Below are 19,509 nucleotides of genomic sequence, written 5' to 3' on the forward strand. Positions count from 1 at the left end.
TTTGGCGACTCAATCGCTTTTGAAATTTTATTTGTTCGCCTTGCTTCCGATATCTGTTCGATAAAAGAGGCCTTCTGTTTGTTGCTGAGCGAGTTCTTGGTAGATGGTTTCTTGGACTTCTTTAACGGTATCTGCTGTTGTGACGAGCATATAGACACGTCCACCGTTTGATAGCAGTGCTCTGCTATTTTCCTCAAACTTAGCCCCTGCATAGTAGGTAATGATGTCGCCTTCAGTTTTGGCTGGAAGCTTGACGCCCTTCTCATAAGCCAGTGGGTAACCGTTTGATGCGACAACCACACCCAGAGTCACACCCTTGTCCGTCCAAGTGATGGCTGGTTCTTTACCTTCCAAAATATCAGTAATATTTTGCGCAAAGTCAGATGTCAAACGAGGCAAGATAATCTGGGTTTCAGGATCTCCGAAACGAGCGTTAAACTCGATAACCTTAGGTCCATCAGCTGTCAAGATAAGCCCTGCGTAAAGAACTCCCAGATATGGACGCCCTTCTTGGATCATGCCCTCTAGGACTGGCTTGACAATAGTCTCCACTGCTGTGTCAACCACGCTCTGTGGCAAGTGAGGAACTGGCGCATATGCACCCATCCCACCCGTGTTAGGCCCTTTGTCGCCATCATAGGCACGTTTGTGGTCTTGCGCTGTCGGCATGATATAGAACTTGTCGCCATTGACAAAGACAAAGAGTGAAAATTCCTCTCCTTCAAGGAATTCCTCAATAACTACACGTGCACCGGAGTCACCAAATTTATTGTCCAAAAGCATCTCATGAGCGGCTTCGACCGCTTGCTCAACCGTCTCAGCAACGACGACACCTTTTCCAAGCGCTAAGCCATCCGCCTTGACTACGATAGGCGCACCCTGCTTTTCGATATAGGCCTTGGCTTCCTCAAAGTCGGAAAATGTGCCATAGGATGCTGTCGGAACGCCGTATTTGACCATGATTTCCTTGGCAAAATCCTTGGACCACTCCAGCTCGGCTGCCAATCTTGTCGGACCAAAGGCTTTGAGACCAGCCGCATGGAAATCATCCACGATACCAGCCGCAAGGGCGTCATCTGGCCCTATAAAGGTCCAAGCAATATCGTTGGCTTTTGCAAACTCAATCAATTTAGAATGTTCGGAAATAGAGATATTTGCCAATTCCAAACCATCCAGAGTCATCCCATCATTCCCAGGAGCTACAAATACTTTTTCAACGTCTTTTGACTCAAGCAACTTCTTAGCAATCGCATGTTCACGACCACCCGAACCGACAACAAGTAGTTTCATCTCACAACCTCTTTTGCGAATTATTTACTAATATTATATCACAAACGTTCGTTTTAATCTTGTTTCACTCCGCATTTTTACGCAAAAAAGGAAAGAAACTGTTTTCTTTCCTTTACGTTCTTAATGTCTAAAATGTCTCACGCCTGTGAAGACCATAGTCAAGCCGTATTTGTCAGCAGCTTCGATAGATTCTTGGTCACGGACCGATCCACCTGGCTGGATGATAGCCTTGATACCTGCTTTGGCGATTTCTTCCACATTATCCGCAAATGGGAAGAAGGCATCCGAAGCAAGCACAGCGCCGTCCAGACGGTCTTTAGCTTGGTCAATGGCAATACGGACTGAAGCCACACGGTTGGTTTGACCTGGGCCAACACCAAGTGTCATGTGGTCGTTGGTTACAATGATTCCGTTTGATTTGACGTATTTAATAGCCTTCCAAGCAAACTCAAGAGCTGTCGCTTCTGTCTCAGTTGGTTGGCGTTTGGTCACCACTTGCCAATCGGCTGGGCTTTCTTTGACCACGTCTTGGTTTTGCACCAGAAGTCCACCGACAACACCTGTATATTCTGCTTCCACTTCGCTAGCCTCTTGAGCATCAAATGGCAAGGCAAGGATACGCAAGTTTTTCTTTTTGTTGGTCAAAATAGCTAGCGCTTCATCCGTATAGCTTGGTGCAATGATGATTTCAAGGAATACACCATGCATCTTCTCGGCTGTCGCAGCATCTACCTCACGGTTGAGAACGACAATCCCACCAAAGATAGACACTGGGTCAGACTCATAAGCGTAGTCCCAAGCAGTCTCAATGTTATCAGCCTGACCGATTCCACATGGGTTCATGTGTTTGAGAGCCACAACGGTTGGACGGTCTTTAAAATCACGGATGATACGAATGGCCGCATCAGCGTCACGGATATTATTGAATGACAATTCTTTCCCGTTGAGCTGTTTCGCTGAAGCAATGGAGTAATCCGTCGGCAAGGCTTTTTGGTAGAAATCGGCATCCTGTTGAGGATTTTCCCCATAGCGCATAGCTTGTTTGAGGTCATAAGTCAAGGTCAGTTTTTCAGGTTTGCGTTCTCCGACTTGAGCTGTGAAATACTCTGCAATCAAGGCATCATAAGCCGCTGTGTGACGGAAAACTTTTGCTGCTAAACGTTGACGCGTTTCGTAAGTCGTTTCACCATCGGCTGACAACTCGTCCAAAACCACTGTATAGTCAGCAGGGTCTACCACAACCGTCACGCTAGCATGGTTCTTCGCTGCTGAACGAAGCATAGAAGGCCCACCAATGTCAATATTCTCCACAGCATCAGCGTAAGTCACGTCTGGCTTGAGAATCGTTTCCTTGAATGGGTAAAGGTTAACCACCACAAGGTCGATGAGCTCAATCTGATTGTCCTTAGCCGCTTCTAGATGACTATCAAGGTCACGACGAGCAAGAAGACCCCCGTGGATATTTGGATGAAGGGTCTTAACACGACCGTCCATCATCTCTGGGAACCCAGTCACATCATCGATTGCAATGGTGTCCACCCCAGCATTATCAAGGGCAATCTTGGTCCCACCTGTTGAGATAATCTCCCAACCAAGTTTTTTGAGTTCTTGGGCAAATTCAACAATGCCCGCTTTGTCTGAGACGCTGATTAAGGCGCGTTTAGTCATGTTTGTTCCTTTCATCAATTATATTTTCGTTCCAGCTGGATCTACATACCAAAAATGCTCACTATTTCTTTTACATTCTAAAGCTGGCACTCTCTTAGTAATTTCTCTTTTTTTAAAATTTCCATTCTCGTCATAATGATCAACCCATTCATATGGCTTATTATAGTATTTCAATTTTCCACCACACTTTGGACAAGAGTCTATATGTAACCTTTCGATATTCAATCTCTTATTTACACCACTAATAGCATAATTAAATCTTAAAGGATAACGGGTTTGATTTTTAGTAATTCTTCGCAAAGAAAAAATGAAAACTGAAAAAATAAATAAACCTAAAAAAATAAATAAATAAATTTGCTTCCCTTGAACATCAGGAATATCCCCATTAAAAGAATTTTTAGCCCATTTTACAATCGGTTCAAAAAAGTTGTAAAGTGGTAATAAACTTCCTATTGAAGTGAAGAAACCAATCCAACTCAATACTGCCATTGTAATTGGACTTCTCCAAATAGGTTCAATATCGTATTCAGCAACTGATTGCTTGTCTTGAGGATTAATAATATTAATTGTTTGATTGCCACCTGCTAAATTTCCTGAGCCAATATTATGCCCCCCATTAAAACTGCTACTATTATTTGTCATATTTTTCTCTATTTCCTCCATTCAATAAATCCAAGTTTTTACTGCCTTCTCCTAACTCCCAAGCTATCCAGAACCTCTGGATACAACTTGTACTCTGCCTCATGAATCCGAGTTTCAAAACTGGCAATCGTATCATCAGCTAACCGTGGCACACGGACTTGTTTGATGACCTTTCCTGTATCCACACCTGAATCCACCCAGTGAATGGTAACACCACTCTCAGCAACGCCAGCATTCCAAGCATCTTCAATCCCATGAGCTCCTGGAAATTCTGGCAGGTAGGCTGGATGAATGTTGATAATTCGGCCCTCATAAGCTGCTAATAAAGTTGGCCCAACGATTTTCATGTAGCCTGCTAGACAAACCAAGTCAATCTGGTGCTCTTCCAAGAGTTCGACAAGGGCTGCTTCGTAGTCTGCCTTGTTGTCAAACTCCTTGAGTTCAAAAGCATAGGACAGAACGCCGAGCTTGTCTGCACGTTCGAGCACATAGGCGTCACGATGGTCTGAAAAGACAAACTCTACTGGAAATTGTTCCGCTATCACCTGAAAATTTGAGCCATTACCAGAGGCAAAAACCGCTATTTTTTTCATTTGATGATGACACTTTCGTTTTCTTTCTTGACGATACGACCAATTTCATAGACTGGTTCATCCAACAATTCCCTGACACGACTTACATTTTCAGGGCTAACTGCCAGCATAAGCCCCACACCCATATTGAAGATTTCAAACATTTCCTCATGTTTGATCTGACCGTATTTTTCAAGGACTTTGAAAATTGGAAGCACGGGAACCTTGTCTTCTTCAATCTCAGCAGCCAAGTCAGCTGCAAACATACGAGGGATATTTTCGATAAAGCCACCACCAGTGATGTGGGCAATACCGTTGATCAACTCTTCCTTGATGAGTGGCAAGACAGCCTTGACATAGATACGAGTCGGCTCAAGAAGAACTTCCTTGAGTTGCTTGCCTTCCAATTCTGGTAGGACTTCCTCACCTGTATAATCCGCAAAGACACAACGGACGAGAGAGTAACCATTGGAATGAATCCCACTTGAAGCAAGTCCAAGAAGAACATCTCCCTCTACCACTTTTGAGCCGTCAATGATTTGAGATTTTTCAGCCACACCGACCGCAAAACCAGCCAAGTCATAGTCATCTGCACCATACATACCAGGCATTTCAGCTGTTTCCCCACCGATGAGGGCTGCGCCTGCCTGCACACAACCTTCTGCTACACCAGCAACGACTTGTTCTAACTTGGCCGGTTCATTCTTCCCTGTAGCCACATAGTCGAGGAAATAGAGAGGCTCAGCGCCTGCAGCGATGATATCATTGACACACATGGCTACACAGTCCTGACCTATGGTATCGTGCTTGTCGTACTTGATAGCCAGCATGAGCTTGGTTCCGACACCATCAGTCCCTGAAATCAAGACAGGTTCTTTAACCCCAGTCTTTGAAAGGTCAAACATACCACCAAAACCACCAAGAGCTCCCATGACACCTGCACGCTCCGTACGAGCCACGTGCTTTTTGATTCGTTCAACAACTTCATAACCCGCTTCAACATCTACACCCGACTGGGCATAAGCATTTTTTGTCATTTATTTATTCCTTTTCTTTGAGAAGATTGCGACGTATTTTTAGATAAACAATTATTTTATCTAAAAATACTAGTCAGGGCTCTAGCTTTGATCCTATAGGACAAAGCGTCTACTGACAAATACTTTAGCTTTTAGTCAGTAGTGAGACGTGAAGCATAAGCATTTTTATTTGTCATTTTTATATTCCTTTTCTTTAATGGAGGACCTATTGTCTATTTATAAAAACTGGTCTTTTCTTCCAAACTTCTACGATAGTCTTCTTCATAGTCGTAGAGAGGCGTTGGGTAATCACCATCAAAATAAGCGACACAGAGACCACCATTTGGTGCATCTGTTTCAATCCCAATCGACTCAATCAAACCATCAATTGAAAGATAGGTCAGACTGTCCGCACCAATGATTTGGCGAGTTTCTTCAACAGTATGATTGGCCGCAATTAGCTCCTGACGGGTCTGGATATCAATTCCATAGAAGCATGGATAAGCTAGCGCTGGACTGCCAATAGCAACGTGAACCTCAGTCGCACCCGCTTCTTTCAAGAGTTGAACAATCCGACGAGAGGTTGTTCCACGTACAATAGAGTCATCAATCATAACCACACGCTTGCCTTTTACAACGCCTGAAACAGCAGAGAGTTTCATCCGTACCCCTTGCTCCCGCAATTCTTGAGTCGGTTGGATAAAGGTACGTTGAGTATATTGATTCTTAATAAGTCCCATTTCGTTTGGCAGACCAGATTCTTCTGCAAATCCCATAGCCGCACTGAGGGAAGAATTGGGCACACCGACCACGATATCCGCCTCATGCTTGAATTCACGCGCCAATTGGGCACCCATACGTTTACGAGCCGTATGGACATTGACACCATGAATGTTAGAATCAGGGCGGGCAAAATAGATATACTCCATAGAACAGATTGCTAACTGGGTATCATCTGTATAGCTATCATACTGGATTCCCTTGTCATCAATGATCACAATCTCACCTGGCTTCAAATCACGAATCCATTCAGCACCAATAACCTCAAAAGCACAGGTTTCAGATGAAACAACCACTGCTCCGTTGGCCATTTTCCCGATAGAAAGCGGACGGAAACCATTGGGGTCAAGAGCAGCAATTAACTTATCTTCAAACAGCAAGATATAGGCAAAGCCACCTTTAACTAGACTGAGCGCCTCCTTGATTTTGCCCATCAGGCTAGGATTATGACTGCGACGAATGAGGTGGGCCAAGATTTCCGAGTCCGAAGTCGCGCTGAAAATCGCTCCTCTTTGTTCTAGTTCTTTCTTGAGAGAGGCTGCATTGGTCAGATTTCCATTATGAGCCAAACCAAACTGCATATCGTGAAAACGAAAAAGGAAAGGCTGGATATTATCTACAGAAGCTTCGCCAGCAGTCGCGTAACGCACATGCCCAATCGCACCAGTCCCCGTCAATTTATCTAAGTTAGCAGGGTTTCTGAAGACTTCTGATAGAAGACCCATATCGCGATGCCGCTTTAATTTCCCTTGGTCATTGGAAAGGATTCCTGCCCCCTCTTGACCACGGTGCTGAAGACTATGGAGACCAAAATAGGTCAATTTAGCAGCATCTGGATGTCCCCAGATACCGAAAACACCGCATTCTTCATTAAGAGATTTTACTTCGTATGTCATTTTATATACCTAATTTTTATTTGTGTAGCACCAAGAGCTAAATCTACATGACTTTTACATTACTGATACTATCTATTAAAACATCTGCAAGTCTTATTTTCCAGTAAAGTATTTAACCGCCGACGCAAACAGGTGCTGGTCTTTATTTCCTGGGATATTTTGGAAAAGACCGTCTTCATAACGTTCTGAGTGTCCCATTTTACCAATGATTTGGCCGTTCTTGCTGGTAATTCCTTCGATGGCATGGATAGAACCATTCGGATTGTACTTAGAATCCATACTTGGTTTGCCTTCAAAATCAACGTATTGGCTAAAGATTTGACCATTGGCACGAAGCTCTGCAAATTCTTCAGCCGTCACAACAAACTTCCCTTCACCATGCGATACTGGGATAGCATGAATATTACCCACTTGCACCCCAGTCAACCACGGCGAGTTGGTATTGGCAATCCGAGTTTCCACCATCTTGGCCACGTGTTGGTTGGCATCATTGTAGAAGAGGGTTGGGCTCGTACTGCTGGCATCTTCAAAGTTTCCGTATGGAAGAAGACCTGATTTGACCAAGGCCTGGAATCCATTACAGATACCGATAATTAAACCACCACGGGCGATAAAGCTATCAATAGCTACACGCACTTTTTCATTAAGCAGGATGTTGACGATAAACTTAGCTGAACCATCTGGTTCGTCCGCAGCTGAGAATCCACCTGCAAAGAAAAGGATATTAGCCTTGCTGATGTTGTCAACCATAGTTTCAACTGACTTGACAATAGCCTCTTCATTCAAGGTCACAAATGGCACCAAGTTGACCTCTGCGCCTTCTTTTTCAAATGCCTTAGCTGAATCATATTCCGAGTTGGTGCCCGGGAAGACTGGGATGTAAACCACCGGTTTTTCAATAGTTTCCTTGGCTTGGACGACTGCGTCAGAAGCGATAGCTGGAACTTCGTCCAGTTCTTTAGCTTGAGCAAATTCAGTTGGGTAAACTTCTTCCAATTTGCCTTGGAAGGCACTGTCAAGTTTGTGTCCATCTAGCTTCACACCGTTGACAAGAAGTGTAAAGTCTGCACTTGTTTGACCGATTTTCTCTACTCCAGCAATTTCTTCAGGAGATGTGAAGACAAATCCGCCTAATTGAGCTGTCAAAGCCGTTTCAAGTTCAGGCAAGGTCACCTCTGCACCGATATGATTCCCAAAAGTAGCAAGAGCCAAACTTTCAAGCACACCACCGTATTTGACAGCCGAGGCAGATGTTACTTTGTGAGCCTTTTGAATAGCTTCAAACTGAGCAAAGTTAGACTTAATCAAGTCAAAATCAATCTCTGCTGAGAGTGCTTGACCTGGGATGTAGTAGATGTTTTCCCCGGCAGTTTTGAACTCAGGAGAAAGCACCTTACGGCTATCTGCTGTCGTTACCCCAAAGGCTACCAAGGTTGGCGGTACTGTCAATTCTTCAAAGGTACCAGACATGGAGTCCTTACCACCGATAGATGGCAAACCAAGCTGAATTTGTGCCTCGATAGAACCTAGGAGAGCTGCTACTGGCTGACCAAAACGCTCTGCTTGTTTATCCATACGCTCGAAATACTCTTGGTAAGAGAAACGAGCCTTAGACCAGTTGGCACCAGCAGCAACCAAACGAGCAGTCGCTTCAATAACCGCATAGGCAGCACCGTGGTATGGAGACCATTCTGCTACATATGGGTTGAAACCTTGAGCCATGACTGACGCAGTATGAGTCACACCGTGTTGAACTGGCAATTTTTGCACAGATGCCTCAGTTGGTGTGAGTTGGTAACGACCACCAAGTGGGTGATTAACCGTTGAACGACCAACAGAGCAATCAAAGATAGTCTGCAAGCCTTTTTGACTCGCATGGTTGAGATCAGACAGAACCGCAAGGGTATCAACTTCAAGTGTGTTAGCAGATGTTTGACGCTCTTCTGGGAGTTTGACATCCTTGTCCACAACCTTAGCATCTACGACCACGCGCACACCATTGGTATCAAGGAAACGACGTTCCAAGTCGACAATGGTTTCACCATTCCAGTGCATGACTAGATTTGGTTTTTCCGTCACTGTCGCAACTACAACAGCATCAATATTTTCTTTGTTACATTCCGCAACGAAGGCATCTACATCCTCAGGACGAACCACAACTGCCATCCGTTCTTGAGATTCAGAGATGGCAATTTCGGTACCATTCAAGCCTTGGTATTTAAGAGGCACTTTGTCTAGGTCAATTTCAAGACCGTCTGCCAATTCACCGATAGCTACACAGACACCACCAGCACCAAAGTCATTGGATTTCTTAATAAGACGAGTGACATCGCCATTACGGAAAAGACGTTGAATCTTGCGCTCTTCGATGGCATTCCCTTTTTGAACCTCAGCACCAGCAGTTTCCACGGACTCAACTGTTTGAACCTTAGAAGAACCTGTCGCACCACCGACACCATCACGTCCAGTCTTACCTCCAAGGAGAATAATCACATCTCCCGCTTCCGGTTTTTCACGGACAACATTGCTCTTAGGAGCCGCTCCGACAACAGCACCTAGCTCCATGCGTTTAGCTACAAAGCCTGGGTGGAAGTATTCACGAACGTAGGTTGTTGCAAGTCCAATCTGGTTACCGTATGAAGAATAACCATGGGCCGCTGTTTTAGAAATGACTTGTTGTGGTAATTTCCCAGCACGCGTTTCCGAAATCGGTGCGGTAATATCACCCGCACCTGAGATACGCATAGCTTGGTAAACATATGAGCGACCTGACAATGGGTCACGAATAGCACCACCGATACAAGTAGCCGCCCCACCAAATGGCTCAATTTCCGTTGGGTGGTTGTGAGTTTCATTCTTGAACATTAGGAGCCATGGCTCTTTCACACCATCAACATCCACTTCGATTTCTACTGAGCAAGCATTGATTTCGTCTGACACTTCCATATCATCCAAACGTCCATTAGCACGCTCATAACGACCGAAAATAGTCGCCATATCCATCAAGGTTTGCGGTTTTTCAGAACGCCCCAACTCATCGCGCATAGCAATATATTTATCATAGGTTGACTGCAATTGTTTTTGGAATTTAGAAGCTGAGAAATCAATCTGTTTCAACTCTGTCTCAAAAGTCGTATGACGGCAGTGGTCAGACCAGTAAGTGTCCAAAACCTTGAGCTCTGTCTCAGTTGGCACGCGCCCGATTGACTTGAAGTAGTCTTGGATAAAAAGCAAATCATCCACTTCCATAGCCATCCCTTGCTCGGCCTTGTAGCGAGCAAAGTCTTCCGCTGTATAGTTTTCAAAGAAAGTCAATTTTGGAATGGTCTTGTCTGACTCTGAAAATTCCTGCTTGGCAATCCCTGTCGTGATATCCTTGAAACGAGAATCAACTGGGTTGAGCAAGTAGTTCTTGACTGCTTCTAATTCAGTCGCATCAATATCCTTATTAACTAAGTACAATTGTGCTGTATTAACTGTCACATCACTCGAACTTCCCAACAAAAGCAAGGCTTCTTGTGAAGAAGCTGCACGCTGGTCAAACTGCCCTGGTAGGCTTTCAATCGCAAAGAAAGCATAGTTGGCAAGATCCGCCTGTACAACAGCTTCATCCAAGACATGGTCTGTCACCTGCTCAGAGAAGATGTGTTTCTCTGCAGGTGCAAACAAGTCCTCAGCCAAGTTAAAGACATCATACACTTGCACAATACGAATACTTTTCAAGCTTGAAAGTCCCAAGTTATGCTGGAGTTCTCTAACCAAACTCTCTGATTTGACCTGAAAATCAGCCTTTTTTTCAACAAAAATACGTTTATCCATCAATTCTTATTCCTTTATTTCAGCTCTTGCAATGTTCCTAAACAGCCTTGAGACTGTTATTTCAACCCCTGCAACTTTTCCCAGACAATTTCGTAAACATCTGTTAATTCACCTAGACCCCTACGGAAAACATCCTTGTCCATGTGGTTGCCATCTGCATCCCACAAACGGCAGTTATCTGGTGAAAATTCGTCTGCCAAGATGATTTTGCCATCCTTGTCAAAACCGAACTCTAGCTTAAAATCAATCAACTTAAGCCCAATCTCAGCAAACCAGGCTTTCAAAATTTCATTGATACGACGAGTTTCTTCCTTCAAGTAGGCAATCTGCTGGTCATCCGCAATCTTTAGAAATTTCACATGCTCGTCATTGATAAATGGATCATCCAAATCATCATTTTTGTAGTAAAATTCAACAATCGGAGTCTCAAATGCGATTCCTTCGTCTACACCAAAACGTTTTGAAAAGGAACCAGCAGTATAGTTGCGGAGCACGACTTCCAAAGGAATAATCTTAACCTTTTTATTGAGTTGTTCTGTGTCCGAAAGTTTCTCCACAAAGTGAGTCTCCACACCAGCCACATTTAATTTCTCAAAAATAAAAGATGAAATCTGATTATTCAACACTCCCTTACCTGCAATCTGCTCCTTCTTAACACCATTGAAAGCAGTCGCCTGGTCCTTGTAAGTTGAAATAATAAGATTTTCATCCTCAGTTGTATAGATATCTTTAGCTTTTCCCGAATAGATCAATTGTTTTGACATTTTAAAGTTCGCCTTTCGTATTACTTGAGCACATTCTACCATAAAAAACCTAAAATTACAAGAATTTAACCGAATAAACAACACAGCAACCTCAAAAATCATAAAGAAAAAAACCGCAAGAATAATCTTTCTCACAGTTTTAAAATCATTTAACTCTAAAAATACGAACATTACTCTTTGTTCAAAAATTGATCCAAATAATAACGCAGGTAACTTTTCCTGCCCGTAATCATCTGCAAGCGACCTTCCACCCCGTACCGAAGTTTTTCAGCCTGCTCCGAAGTTAGATTAGTCTCCGCCTCAATTTTAAAGAAATTCCCTTTTTCAGTCTTAGTAGCTGTCGCATCAATACTTGTAATAGTAGAATCTAGGAAAAGTTGATTCTTAGCATCATGAGTCGTAGTGTAGCGAATAGAATCACCGACCTTGATCCTTGCTACATCTTTTGAACTGAGATAGGCTGTAATTTTGGCTTTCCCTTCTTTTTCCAAGGACGGATAGAGTTGGGCTAGTAGGCCACCTTCTGCAACCATGGTAGAATCACTGGTCTCAGGATTAAGATGAAGCACCCCATCCTCACTCGCCGTAATTTTCCCCTTGTCTAAAAGATTTCCCTGTACCTTCTTACCTGACTCCACCTCCAAGATTTTCTGGTCTAGAAGGGTCAATTCCTGACCAACCTTTGCTAAGTGTTGTGATTTAAGAGATTCCAATTGACTGCGTAAGCCTGACGCATAGGCTTGCTGGGTACCTGAACCTGCATACTGAACACGGTAAGTAGCAAGACTAGATTCTAACTGAGAAAGCTGCGCTTCAACCTGCGCAACTGCCTGAGCTTTAGCTTGCGGATTTTCCTCACCCTGAGACTTGTAGGACTGGTAGAGAGAATAGGCTAGATTCTGACTGGCCAAGGAAGCACCTGTTTCAATAGCTGACTTAGCTGTCTGGTAATCGCGAATTTTAGCCTCTGTTTGGCTGATGAGGTTACCGATTTCAGCTTGGGTTTGGCTAGCTGCTGCATTCTGGGACGCGATGGTCTCATTTTGTTGCGATGTACTAGCCCTAAGACTAGACGCTTGGCTGAGGTAGTCACGAAAGGTGGCTTGGTAGCCAAATTTATCCTCCTCTGGAAAGTGGTTCTCCCCTTCTTGCAGGCTCTTTTGCAAATACTCCAATTGCTTTTTTTGATCCTTAAGCATGTCCAACTGACTAGCATAGGTCTCCGCTTGAACACCCTCTGCCCCTTCCTGATATTGAAGCAGAAGTTCCCCCTTCTTAACCAGCTTATTTTCTTCCAAATGATTGACAAGAATGCGATTGTTGCTAGTTGACTGGATATTTGCAATGATACGACTAGGCTCAACAGTAGCCCGAGTTGACAAACTCATCTCCTTCTCTGCCAAAGTTGCAAAGCCAAGCAAAAACACGAGCAGAAGGGACATGGGCACAATCACCCGACTGGAAAAATTATGATAACGACGATTATAAAACTCCGCACTTTCTAAAAATTCTGGTTTCATCCTCTCCTCTTTCTAGCTATTCACCAAATGGGCATAAAATCCACCCTGTGCAAGCAAATCAGCATGCTTTCCTTCTTCAATAATCTTGCCCTGATCCAAGACAACAATCTTCTCTGTACGCTCAGCAATGGTCAAACGGTGAGCAATGAAAATCAAGGTTTTATCTAAAGACATCAGATTATCGACAATTCGCTTCTCTGTCAAAATATCCAAACTGCTGGTCGCCTCATCCAAAATCAAGACAGGCGCATCTGTCAAGAGAGCACGCGCCAGAGCGATTCTCTGACGTTGGCCACCTGAAATCCCTGCGCCATCTGAAGTCAATTCTGTCTGGTAATTCAGGGGCATGCGCTCAATATCCTCCCGAATCTCTGCCAACTCCACCGCCCGTAAGATATCCTCCTGAGTCGTCCCCTCCTTGGCTCCCAAAAGAAGATTGTCCAAAATCGTTCCGTTAAAGACATAGGGCTGTTGAGGCAGATAGTTAATGTACTGGCGCAAGGCCTTTTTATCAATCTGATTAAGATTGACACCACCCAGACTAATCTCTCCCTGACTTGGGTCGTAAAAATTAACCATCATCTTGGCCAAGGTCGTCTTACCTGACCCTGAAATCCCCACAAAAGCTACCTTAGAACCTTGGGGAATGGTCAAATTGATGTCTGACAAGACATCTCGACCATAGCCATACTTGTAGTGAACATTCTTGAAGGACATCTCTCCCTTCATCAAGCTCAAATCCTCAACCGTTTTCTTCTCCTCAAACTCCGAAGCTACCAAATAGACCTCGTTAAGACGGTTATTAGCAACCTGCGCTGTCTGAAGCTTGGTTTGCAGATTGATGATATTTTCCAAAGGATTTGTAAAATAAACAAGCAAAGTATTATAGGTGATCAACTGCCCCAAACTCATCTTACCATCCATGACCAGAACAGCCCCCATCCAGAGAATACCGACATTAAGTAAGAGATGGGCAACCTTTTTCAGAGCCTTTTGCTGACTCTCTGCCCGACTATAGGTAAAGGATTTTTTCAGATAATCCACAAATTCCTTGTCAATCTTTTGATATCGTGAACTTTCACTGGTCAAAGACTTGATTGTCTCAATACCATTAATGTCCTCGATGATAGAAGAAGACAGAACTGCATTGGCTTCCATGGTATCCCGATTCATCTTTTCAAACGGCTTCATAAAGGCAAAGATAATCACTGTATATATAGGAAGTGCCAATAAAGTCATGAAAAAGAGATTGGTATTTTGTGAAAATAAAACAAGAGAAATAATGACAACCGTTGACACATCTAGGAAAATTGAAAGAATGGTCGAAGCCAGCGCGTCAATGATACTGTTAGCATCCGTAAATCGAGACACGATTTCCCCTGTTCTGCGTGTCGCAAAGAAAGACATAGGCAGGTGAAAAACATGCTTGATATAGGATAAAATCACATCAATCGACAAGCGTTGCCCCAAAACAAGTAAGAGATACTCCTGAGCATAAGACAAGATCTGCTGGAGAATATAAACGATAACCAGCCCAATAGAAATAATCCCCAGTGTCGAACGCATCTGATCTGGCACATAGGTATCAATGATAGACTGTAGATAATAAGAACCCACAATATTAATCAAAGTGACCAAGAGTGTTGCCAAAACGATATTGGCAATCAAGCCACGTTGCTTCACTAATATAGGGATAAAAGAGAGAAGGCCATTCTTTTGATCCTTATGAGGCTTATAGTCTGGACTAGGCGCCATAAACAAAGTCACTCCCGTCCATTCTTCCGCAAAACGCTCACGTGGCAGTTTGGTCAATTTCACCCCAGGATCTGGATCGGCAATATGAATGCTGTCCTTATCCTGCCCAGTCACCACATAGTAGTGAAGCAATCTCCCTTCCTTAAGCACATGGGCAACAAAAGGAAAAGTCAAATCTGGCAAGTCAAAGAGCGTCATATCCGCCTTGATCGCTCGCGTCTCAAAGCCAATCTCCTCTGCCACCTTGACCAAGCCCAAAGCCGTCGTCCCATCCATGGTCGTCTTGGCCAATTCTCGCAAGTGAGCCAAAGAATAGTAACTACCATAGTAGCCAAAGACCATAGCTAATGAAGCTACACCGCAGTCCATCTGATCCACCTGCGGACGATAGTGACATTTCCCAAATTTCATATTCATCTCCTTTTTCCTAAACTCATCTGATAATAACTATCTTACCCCAATCACTAAACAAAAACTGGACTTCCTCCCCAAATGCGCCTATCTACCCCCAAAATGCACTTTTGGGATTTAAAAATAGGTAGAACAAACGTCATACCTAAAATATATATTTATTTCTTTTTCTTCCTAATTCTTTTGTCAATCATATATAAAACGATAATCGAAAACAGCGGTGGTACAATATAACTCTTTTCACTCATTGTCAGCTGAAATCCCAGAGTTGCTAGTATCTTAAAGATGAAAATATTCATCAAAAATAGAAAAATAAATACTAAAAAATATTTTAAAACCTTCTTCATTTCTTTTCTTCAACTCTCCTAATTTCTATAACTATTCTATCAAAAAAACACGAATAATAATAATACAAATAAACTCCAAACGATGTAAATAGACACTTCAACTGCACTTTTGGGATAAAAAATAGGCAGAACAAACGTCCTACCTACTAAAAATATGGTATAAAAGGAAATTGATTTTTTACTGACACCCTAGGCAAGCTTGGGACAAATAAATCATTGATAGTAATCTTTACGACATCCTATTTAAAGTTACTTCAATTTTTAATGTCCCTGCTATTTCTAAGCCACCTCTGGTATGATCTATTCCTAGTCAGAATAGATAACACCGTTCTAAATTACGATTCATAGTTACTCCTTTTTTGATTCGTTACTATAAGACACCTATTCCCTATAGAGCGTCTACTACTTCAAATTTATCCATTCTTTTTTCTTTACTTCTGTATAAAAGAATGAAGACCATCATAAATAATGCAACCGTGGGTATATTAAAATTATCAAACCAAGTAGGTAAAGATACTTTATTTATGTCAGCTACTAATCTGATGATGATATAAGACATTGAACTAAGTAATACCATGATTTCAGGCAAAACTTTCGATACTGATTTAACAAATTTCATATTAAACTCCAATGTGATGCATTCTTAGATTCTAGCCTAGCTATTTTCAGCGCAGACTAACAAGTCATTCTTAACTGTTTACTCTACTCGCTTTTTATTGACCTTATATCCTAGATAAAAGAGCCCAAATAAAACGGGGTAAATTTCTGGATAAAATAGGGTATTGATTGAATTTCTCAAAATCAAATACGTTGCGATATAGATTATGAGCGATACGGTAAAATAACCCTCAGCAAAGCCTAATAAAAATGTTTTCATAATAAACTCCTAATTACCTGACAAGAATGGCGGAAAAACGCTACCATTCATATACACAAAATCCTTTTGATTCATGTTCTTCATTTATAGTTTTGATTATTTTTTGACAAATCTTTGCGAAAAATACCAAAATATCCTGCGAAAAGCAAACCAACTAAAGTCCATTGCCAATTAAAGGATACTAACGAACCTGTACGAATCACATGAAGCGCGACATTAAGAGTTATTCCCAACAAAGGACATATCGTGGCTAATTTAGGTAACAATGTATTGAGATTAAGGTTGCGACTGTTCATTATCTAACGCCCACGACGAGCCAAATCTGAACCAAATGTGTAACCAGCCCCAAATGCGCCAAATGCAATAGCACTTAGGCCAAATATAATCGAAATAGGTTCAATTCCTCCTTCAATTACTTGCAAATCTTTCTCATCAACTACTTGAAATTTATCCATTCTTTTCTCCTTTACTTCTATATAATAAAATGAATACCATTAAAAACAATGAAATTGTTGGTATATTAAAATTATCAAACCATGTAGGTAAGGGTAGCTTATTCACATCAGCTACCAACCTGATAATTGTATAAGATATTGAACTAAGTAATACCATAAGCTCAGGCCAAATCTTCAGCATTAATTTAACAAATCTCATATATAAATCCAAAATTATGGTCGATTAGCATAATATCCTGCAGCTATGCCTGCACCTGCTGAAGCTGTAGCAAGCGCAGCTACACCTCCAATTAATTTCCAACTAATAACTACACCACCAATAATAATTGGTGCAATTCCCCCATCTACATTCACCAACTCTTCTTCTGTAAGAGCTGCAAAGTTCTGTTCCATTTTGTCAAAATTTGTCATCTTTTTTCTCCTCAATTTGTATATGTTTAATGTTTATACTCTAAGCCACTTAAATAGCCAGATTGGATAAATAGCTGAAATAATCATTTCTAATCTCCTTTCCTCTTCTTCTCACTTATCTATTCGAAAAAAATTTCGAAAATGTACAACTAAATTAAATTAAATTTATTTGAAAAATAATTTAGTAAACCACGGATAAAAAATTGGTAGATACATGAACTAGGCTCCTTTCTGTTTCCTCTTACTTATCTATTCGAAAAAGAAGTCAAAAAAATAAGAATATCAGAAAATTTTCCGACATTCTTATTGATAAATTCATTCAAATCTAACAGATATTAGACATTGAGATGTTTTTTAAGGGTTCTTCTGGCTGTTCGTGATACGGGGAAGTGCAAGCCTTCTAACAAGGTCACTTCTGTGGCAGTCATCTCCTCAATAGCCTGTAAACTGACCAACGTATTGCGATTGGCATAGACAAAGTAATCTTTTTCAGCCTTAGCAGCGATATCCTTGAGACTGCCGTAAATGGTCTTGATAGAATGATTGGCATAATAGACCTTGATACGATGGGATTCCACTGAAGTTTCAAAGGCTAAAATCTCATGGTAAGGCAGAGTAAAACCCCGTCTTCCCTCAAAACTATAGGTGAAGAGACACATATTTTCCCTCTTATCCACTGCTAATACATAGTCCAAACAGCGCTCCAGCTGATAACGGTAATCCTCCTCAGACTGATCCTTGGAAATAAAATCCAAGGCAGACAAGTGGTAGCTAAAAGCTAGAGGCAAGGCCTCCGAGTGCGTAGACACAAAGACAATGCTTGTAAAAGGATCCTGCTCCCGAACCTGTTGAGCAACCTGAAAGCCCCGTTCACGCTCTCCATCAATCTCTAAATCCAATAAATAGAGCTGGTAATTGTCAAAATACTGAGAATACTTTTCAACATCTCCATAGTTTTTGGCAATATCAATCTCCAATCTTAAATTACGAGAGCGACCGATATCTAGTAAAGTCTGCTCTATCCGTCCCTGCTGGACTCTATCGTCTTCCAAAACTAAAATTCTCATTCCTCTCCCCCTCGTTTCTCATTCTTAAATGGCAATTCTAAATCTTGTCTAAAGGTCGTCTCTCCTAGTTGGGTATCTAAGTTTAAATCATAATGAAAAACCATATCCTCCAAGGTCGCTAAGCCCAGTCCACTGTGGCTTCCCTTGGTCGAATAACCCTTTTGACTGAGAATGCTGGGATTCAGTTCTTCTTTCTTACGAGTGTTTTCAATGATAAAACGAACACTCCTATCACCTGCCAACAAAGCAACCCGAATCTGCGGATTTTCAGCCTCACTGGCTGCCTCTAAGGCATTTGTAGTGAGGATAGAGAGGATACGGATAGCCTCCAACATCGGCAATGTCAGCTCTTCAACAACCCCCACCGTCTCCAAACTAAAATGAATTCCCTGCTTATCTGCCACAATCATGGCTTTGGCCAAGGTATTACGAATGGCTATGTCATGAATATTGTGAAGATTAAAGGCTGTGTAATCTGCCTTTCTCAGCTTTTCATTTGTCTTTAGAAAAACATCTTGATAAATGGTAGACACCTCAGCCATGTCTTGATTGGCTATGGCAGGCTCCATGCTGGCGACAATTCCTGCAAAATCATGACGGAAACCTCGAACTTCATCATAGAGATGACCTAGCTTATCCACTATTCCTTGCAAGGAACGATTTTCATCTTCCTGTCTCTGAATGGTTTGCTCATCACGATAAACCTGCTCCAAATGCTTGATGTAAAAGAGCCAAGAGAAAAAGAGAATGAAAATCAGGAGAGAAATGGTCGTGTCAAAACGAACATAGAAAGGATTACATCCTCCAGACATGATGGATGAAAACAGTCTGAAACCAAACAATAAGGATAAGATCCACATACTTTTCGTCACTAACGATTGAAATTTATCTAAAAATAATATATTGAGATCAATTCCCCATCGTCTTAAAATGACAACAGACAAAAACAACGAAATCAAACTAAATACAGAATTAAATCCACTATGCAAGAAATCAGATAGTTCAGAGTAGTCAAATATCAATCGTATTATAAATGTCAAAATCAAATATCGAATACTTTGATAAAACATAAATAGATAAAGGGCAAGAAAGAGAGCTTCCTTCTTCTTTTTCTTTAACACAATCCAAAATATTATATAAAAGAATAATAAATTGCCAACATGCAAGAAACTCGGAAAAACGAAGGTAGCAAATAGCTGAAAAACTACCCAAAGAAATA

18 protein-coding genes are annotated in these 19,509 nt (G+C 41.9%); all 18 read right to left on the reverse strand.

Annotation, left to right across the window (positions count from 1 at the left end):
- Positions 1–27: 27 nt before the first annotated feature.
- The 18 genes from purD to FQT24_RS11105 all read right to left on the reverse strand — a co-directional run bounded on the left by purD (position 28) and on the right by FQT24_RS11105 (position 19,102).
- Entirely contained in the window at positions 28–1,290 is a 1,263-nt protein-coding gene (purD, locus tag FQT24_RS07625; RefSeq protein WP_143952619.1) for a phosphoribosylamine--glycine ligase, read from the reverse strand.
- A 120-nt stretch (positions 1,291–1,410) separates the two neighbouring features.
- The gene (purH, locus tag FQT24_RS07630) at positions 1,411–2,958 is read right to left on the reverse strand and encodes a bifunctional phosphoribosylaminoimidazolecarboxamide formyltransferase/IMP cyclohydrolase (RefSeq protein ID WP_143952620.1); all 1,548 of its coding nucleotides are present in this window, start codon (positions 2,956–2,958) and stop codon (positions 1,411–1,413) included.
- Positions 2,959–2,976: 18 nt separating this feature from the next.
- On the reverse strand, positions 2,977–3,600 hold the full coding sequence (locus tag FQT24_RS07635; RefSeq protein WP_143952621.1) for a hypothetical protein: 624 nt from the start codon (positions 3,598–3,600) through the stop codon (positions 2,977–2,979).
- 38 nt (positions 3,601–3,638) lie between these two features.
- Positions 3,639–4,193, reverse strand: coding sequence for a phosphoribosylglycinamide formyltransferase (purN, locus tag FQT24_RS07640; RefSeq protein ID WP_143952622.1), 555 nt, complete (start codon positions 4,191–4,193; stop codon positions 3,639–3,641).
- Complete coding sequence (purM, locus tag FQT24_RS07645; RefSeq protein ID WP_143952623.1) at positions 4,190–5,209, reverse strand: phosphoribosylformylglycinamidine cyclo-ligase; 1,020 nt, start codon at positions 5,207–5,209, stop codon at positions 4,190–4,192. Before purM ends, purN begins: the two co-directional genes overlap by 4 nt.
- Before the next feature lie 212 nt (positions 5,210–5,421).
- Positions 5,422–6,864 carry an amidophosphoribosyltransferase gene (gene purF / locus FQT24_RS07650; protein ID WP_000220615.1) on the reverse strand — a complete coding sequence of 481 codons (1,443 nt, stop codon included), beginning with the start codon at positions 6,862–6,864 and terminating at the stop codon, positions 5,422–5,424.
- Between the two features lie 93 nt (positions 6,865–6,957).
- Positions 6,958–10,683 (reverse strand): phosphoribosylformylglycinamidine synthase, encoded by a 3,726-nt coding sequence (locus FQT24_RS07655; RefSeq protein ID WP_143952624.1) that lies wholly within the window; start codon positions 10,681–10,683, stop codon positions 6,958–6,960.
- A gap of 56 nt (positions 10,684–10,739) precedes the next feature.
- Entirely contained in the window at positions 10,740–11,447 is a 708-nt protein-coding gene (purC, locus tag FQT24_RS07660; protein WP_185952557.1) for a phosphoribosylaminoimidazolesuccinocarboxamide synthase, read from the reverse strand.
- Between the two features lie 170 nt (positions 11,448–11,617).
- Complete coding sequence (gene comB / locus FQT24_RS07665; protein ID WP_143952626.1) at positions 11,618–12,967, reverse strand: competence pheromone export protein ComB; 1,350 nt, start codon at positions 12,965–12,967, stop codon at positions 11,618–11,620.
- 12 nt (positions 12,968–12,979) lie between these two features.
- Positions 12,980–15,133, reverse strand: coding sequence for a peptide cleavage/export ABC transporter ComA (comA, locus tag FQT24_RS07670; RefSeq protein ID WP_143952627.1), 2,154 nt, complete (start codon positions 15,131–15,133; stop codon positions 12,980–12,982).
- Positions 15,134–15,291: 158 nt separating this feature from the next.
- A complete protein-coding gene (locus tag FQT24_RS11090) occupies positions 15,292–15,480 on the reverse strand; it encodes a hypothetical protein (RefSeq protein WP_125451621.1) in 189 nt (62 codons plus the stop codon).
- 388 nt (positions 15,481–15,868) lie between these two features.
- Positions 15,869–16,099 (reverse strand): bacteriocin immunity protein, encoded by a 231-nt coding sequence (locus FQT24_RS07680; protein ID WP_143952628.1) that lies wholly within the window; start codon positions 16,097–16,099, stop codon positions 15,869–15,871.
- A 78-nt stretch (positions 16,100–16,177) separates the two neighbouring features.
- Entirely contained in the window at positions 16,178–16,357 is a 180-nt protein-coding gene (locus tag FQT24_RS07685; RefSeq protein WP_143952629.1) for a hypothetical protein, read from the reverse strand.
- 80 nt (positions 16,358–16,437) lie between these two features.
- A complete protein-coding gene (locus FQT24_RS11095) occupies positions 16,438–16,653 on the reverse strand; it encodes a bacteriocin immunity protein (protein ID WP_078934268.1) in 216 nt (71 codons plus the stop codon).
- A gap of 3 nt (positions 16,654–16,656) precedes the next feature.
- Positions 16,657–16,812 (reverse strand): smi_0061 family bacteriocin-like peptide, encoded by a 156-nt coding sequence (locus FQT24_RS07695; protein ID WP_000357248.1) that lies wholly within the window; start codon positions 16,810–16,812, stop codon positions 16,657–16,659.
- A gap of 213 nt (positions 16,813–17,025) precedes the next feature.
- On the reverse strand, positions 17,026–17,223 hold the full coding sequence (locus FQT24_RS07705; RefSeq protein ID WP_023947424.1) for a class IIb bacteriocin, lactobin A/cerein 7B family: 198 nt from the start codon (positions 17,221–17,223) through the stop codon (positions 17,026–17,028).
- Between the two features lie 335 nt (positions 17,224–17,558).
- On the reverse strand, positions 17,559–18,290 hold the full coding sequence (locus FQT24_RS07710) for a response regulator transcription factor (protein ID WP_023947426.1): 732 nt from the start codon (positions 18,288–18,290) through the stop codon (positions 17,559–17,561).
- The gene (locus tag FQT24_RS11105) at positions 18,287–19,102 is read right to left on the reverse strand and encodes a GHKL domain-containing protein (RefSeq protein ID WP_078238243.1); all 816 of its coding nucleotides are present in this window, start codon (positions 19,100–19,102) and stop codon (positions 18,287–18,289) included. Before FQT24_RS11105 ends, FQT24_RS07710 begins: the two co-directional genes overlap by 4 nt.
- Positions 19,103–19,509: the final 407 nt, after the last annotated feature.

It is taken from the genome of Streptococcus mitis (assembly GCF_901542415.1).
In the GTDB taxonomy this organism is placed as follows: domain Bacteria; phylum Bacillota; class Bacilli; order Lactobacillales; family Streptococcaceae; genus Streptococcus; species Streptococcus mitis_BL.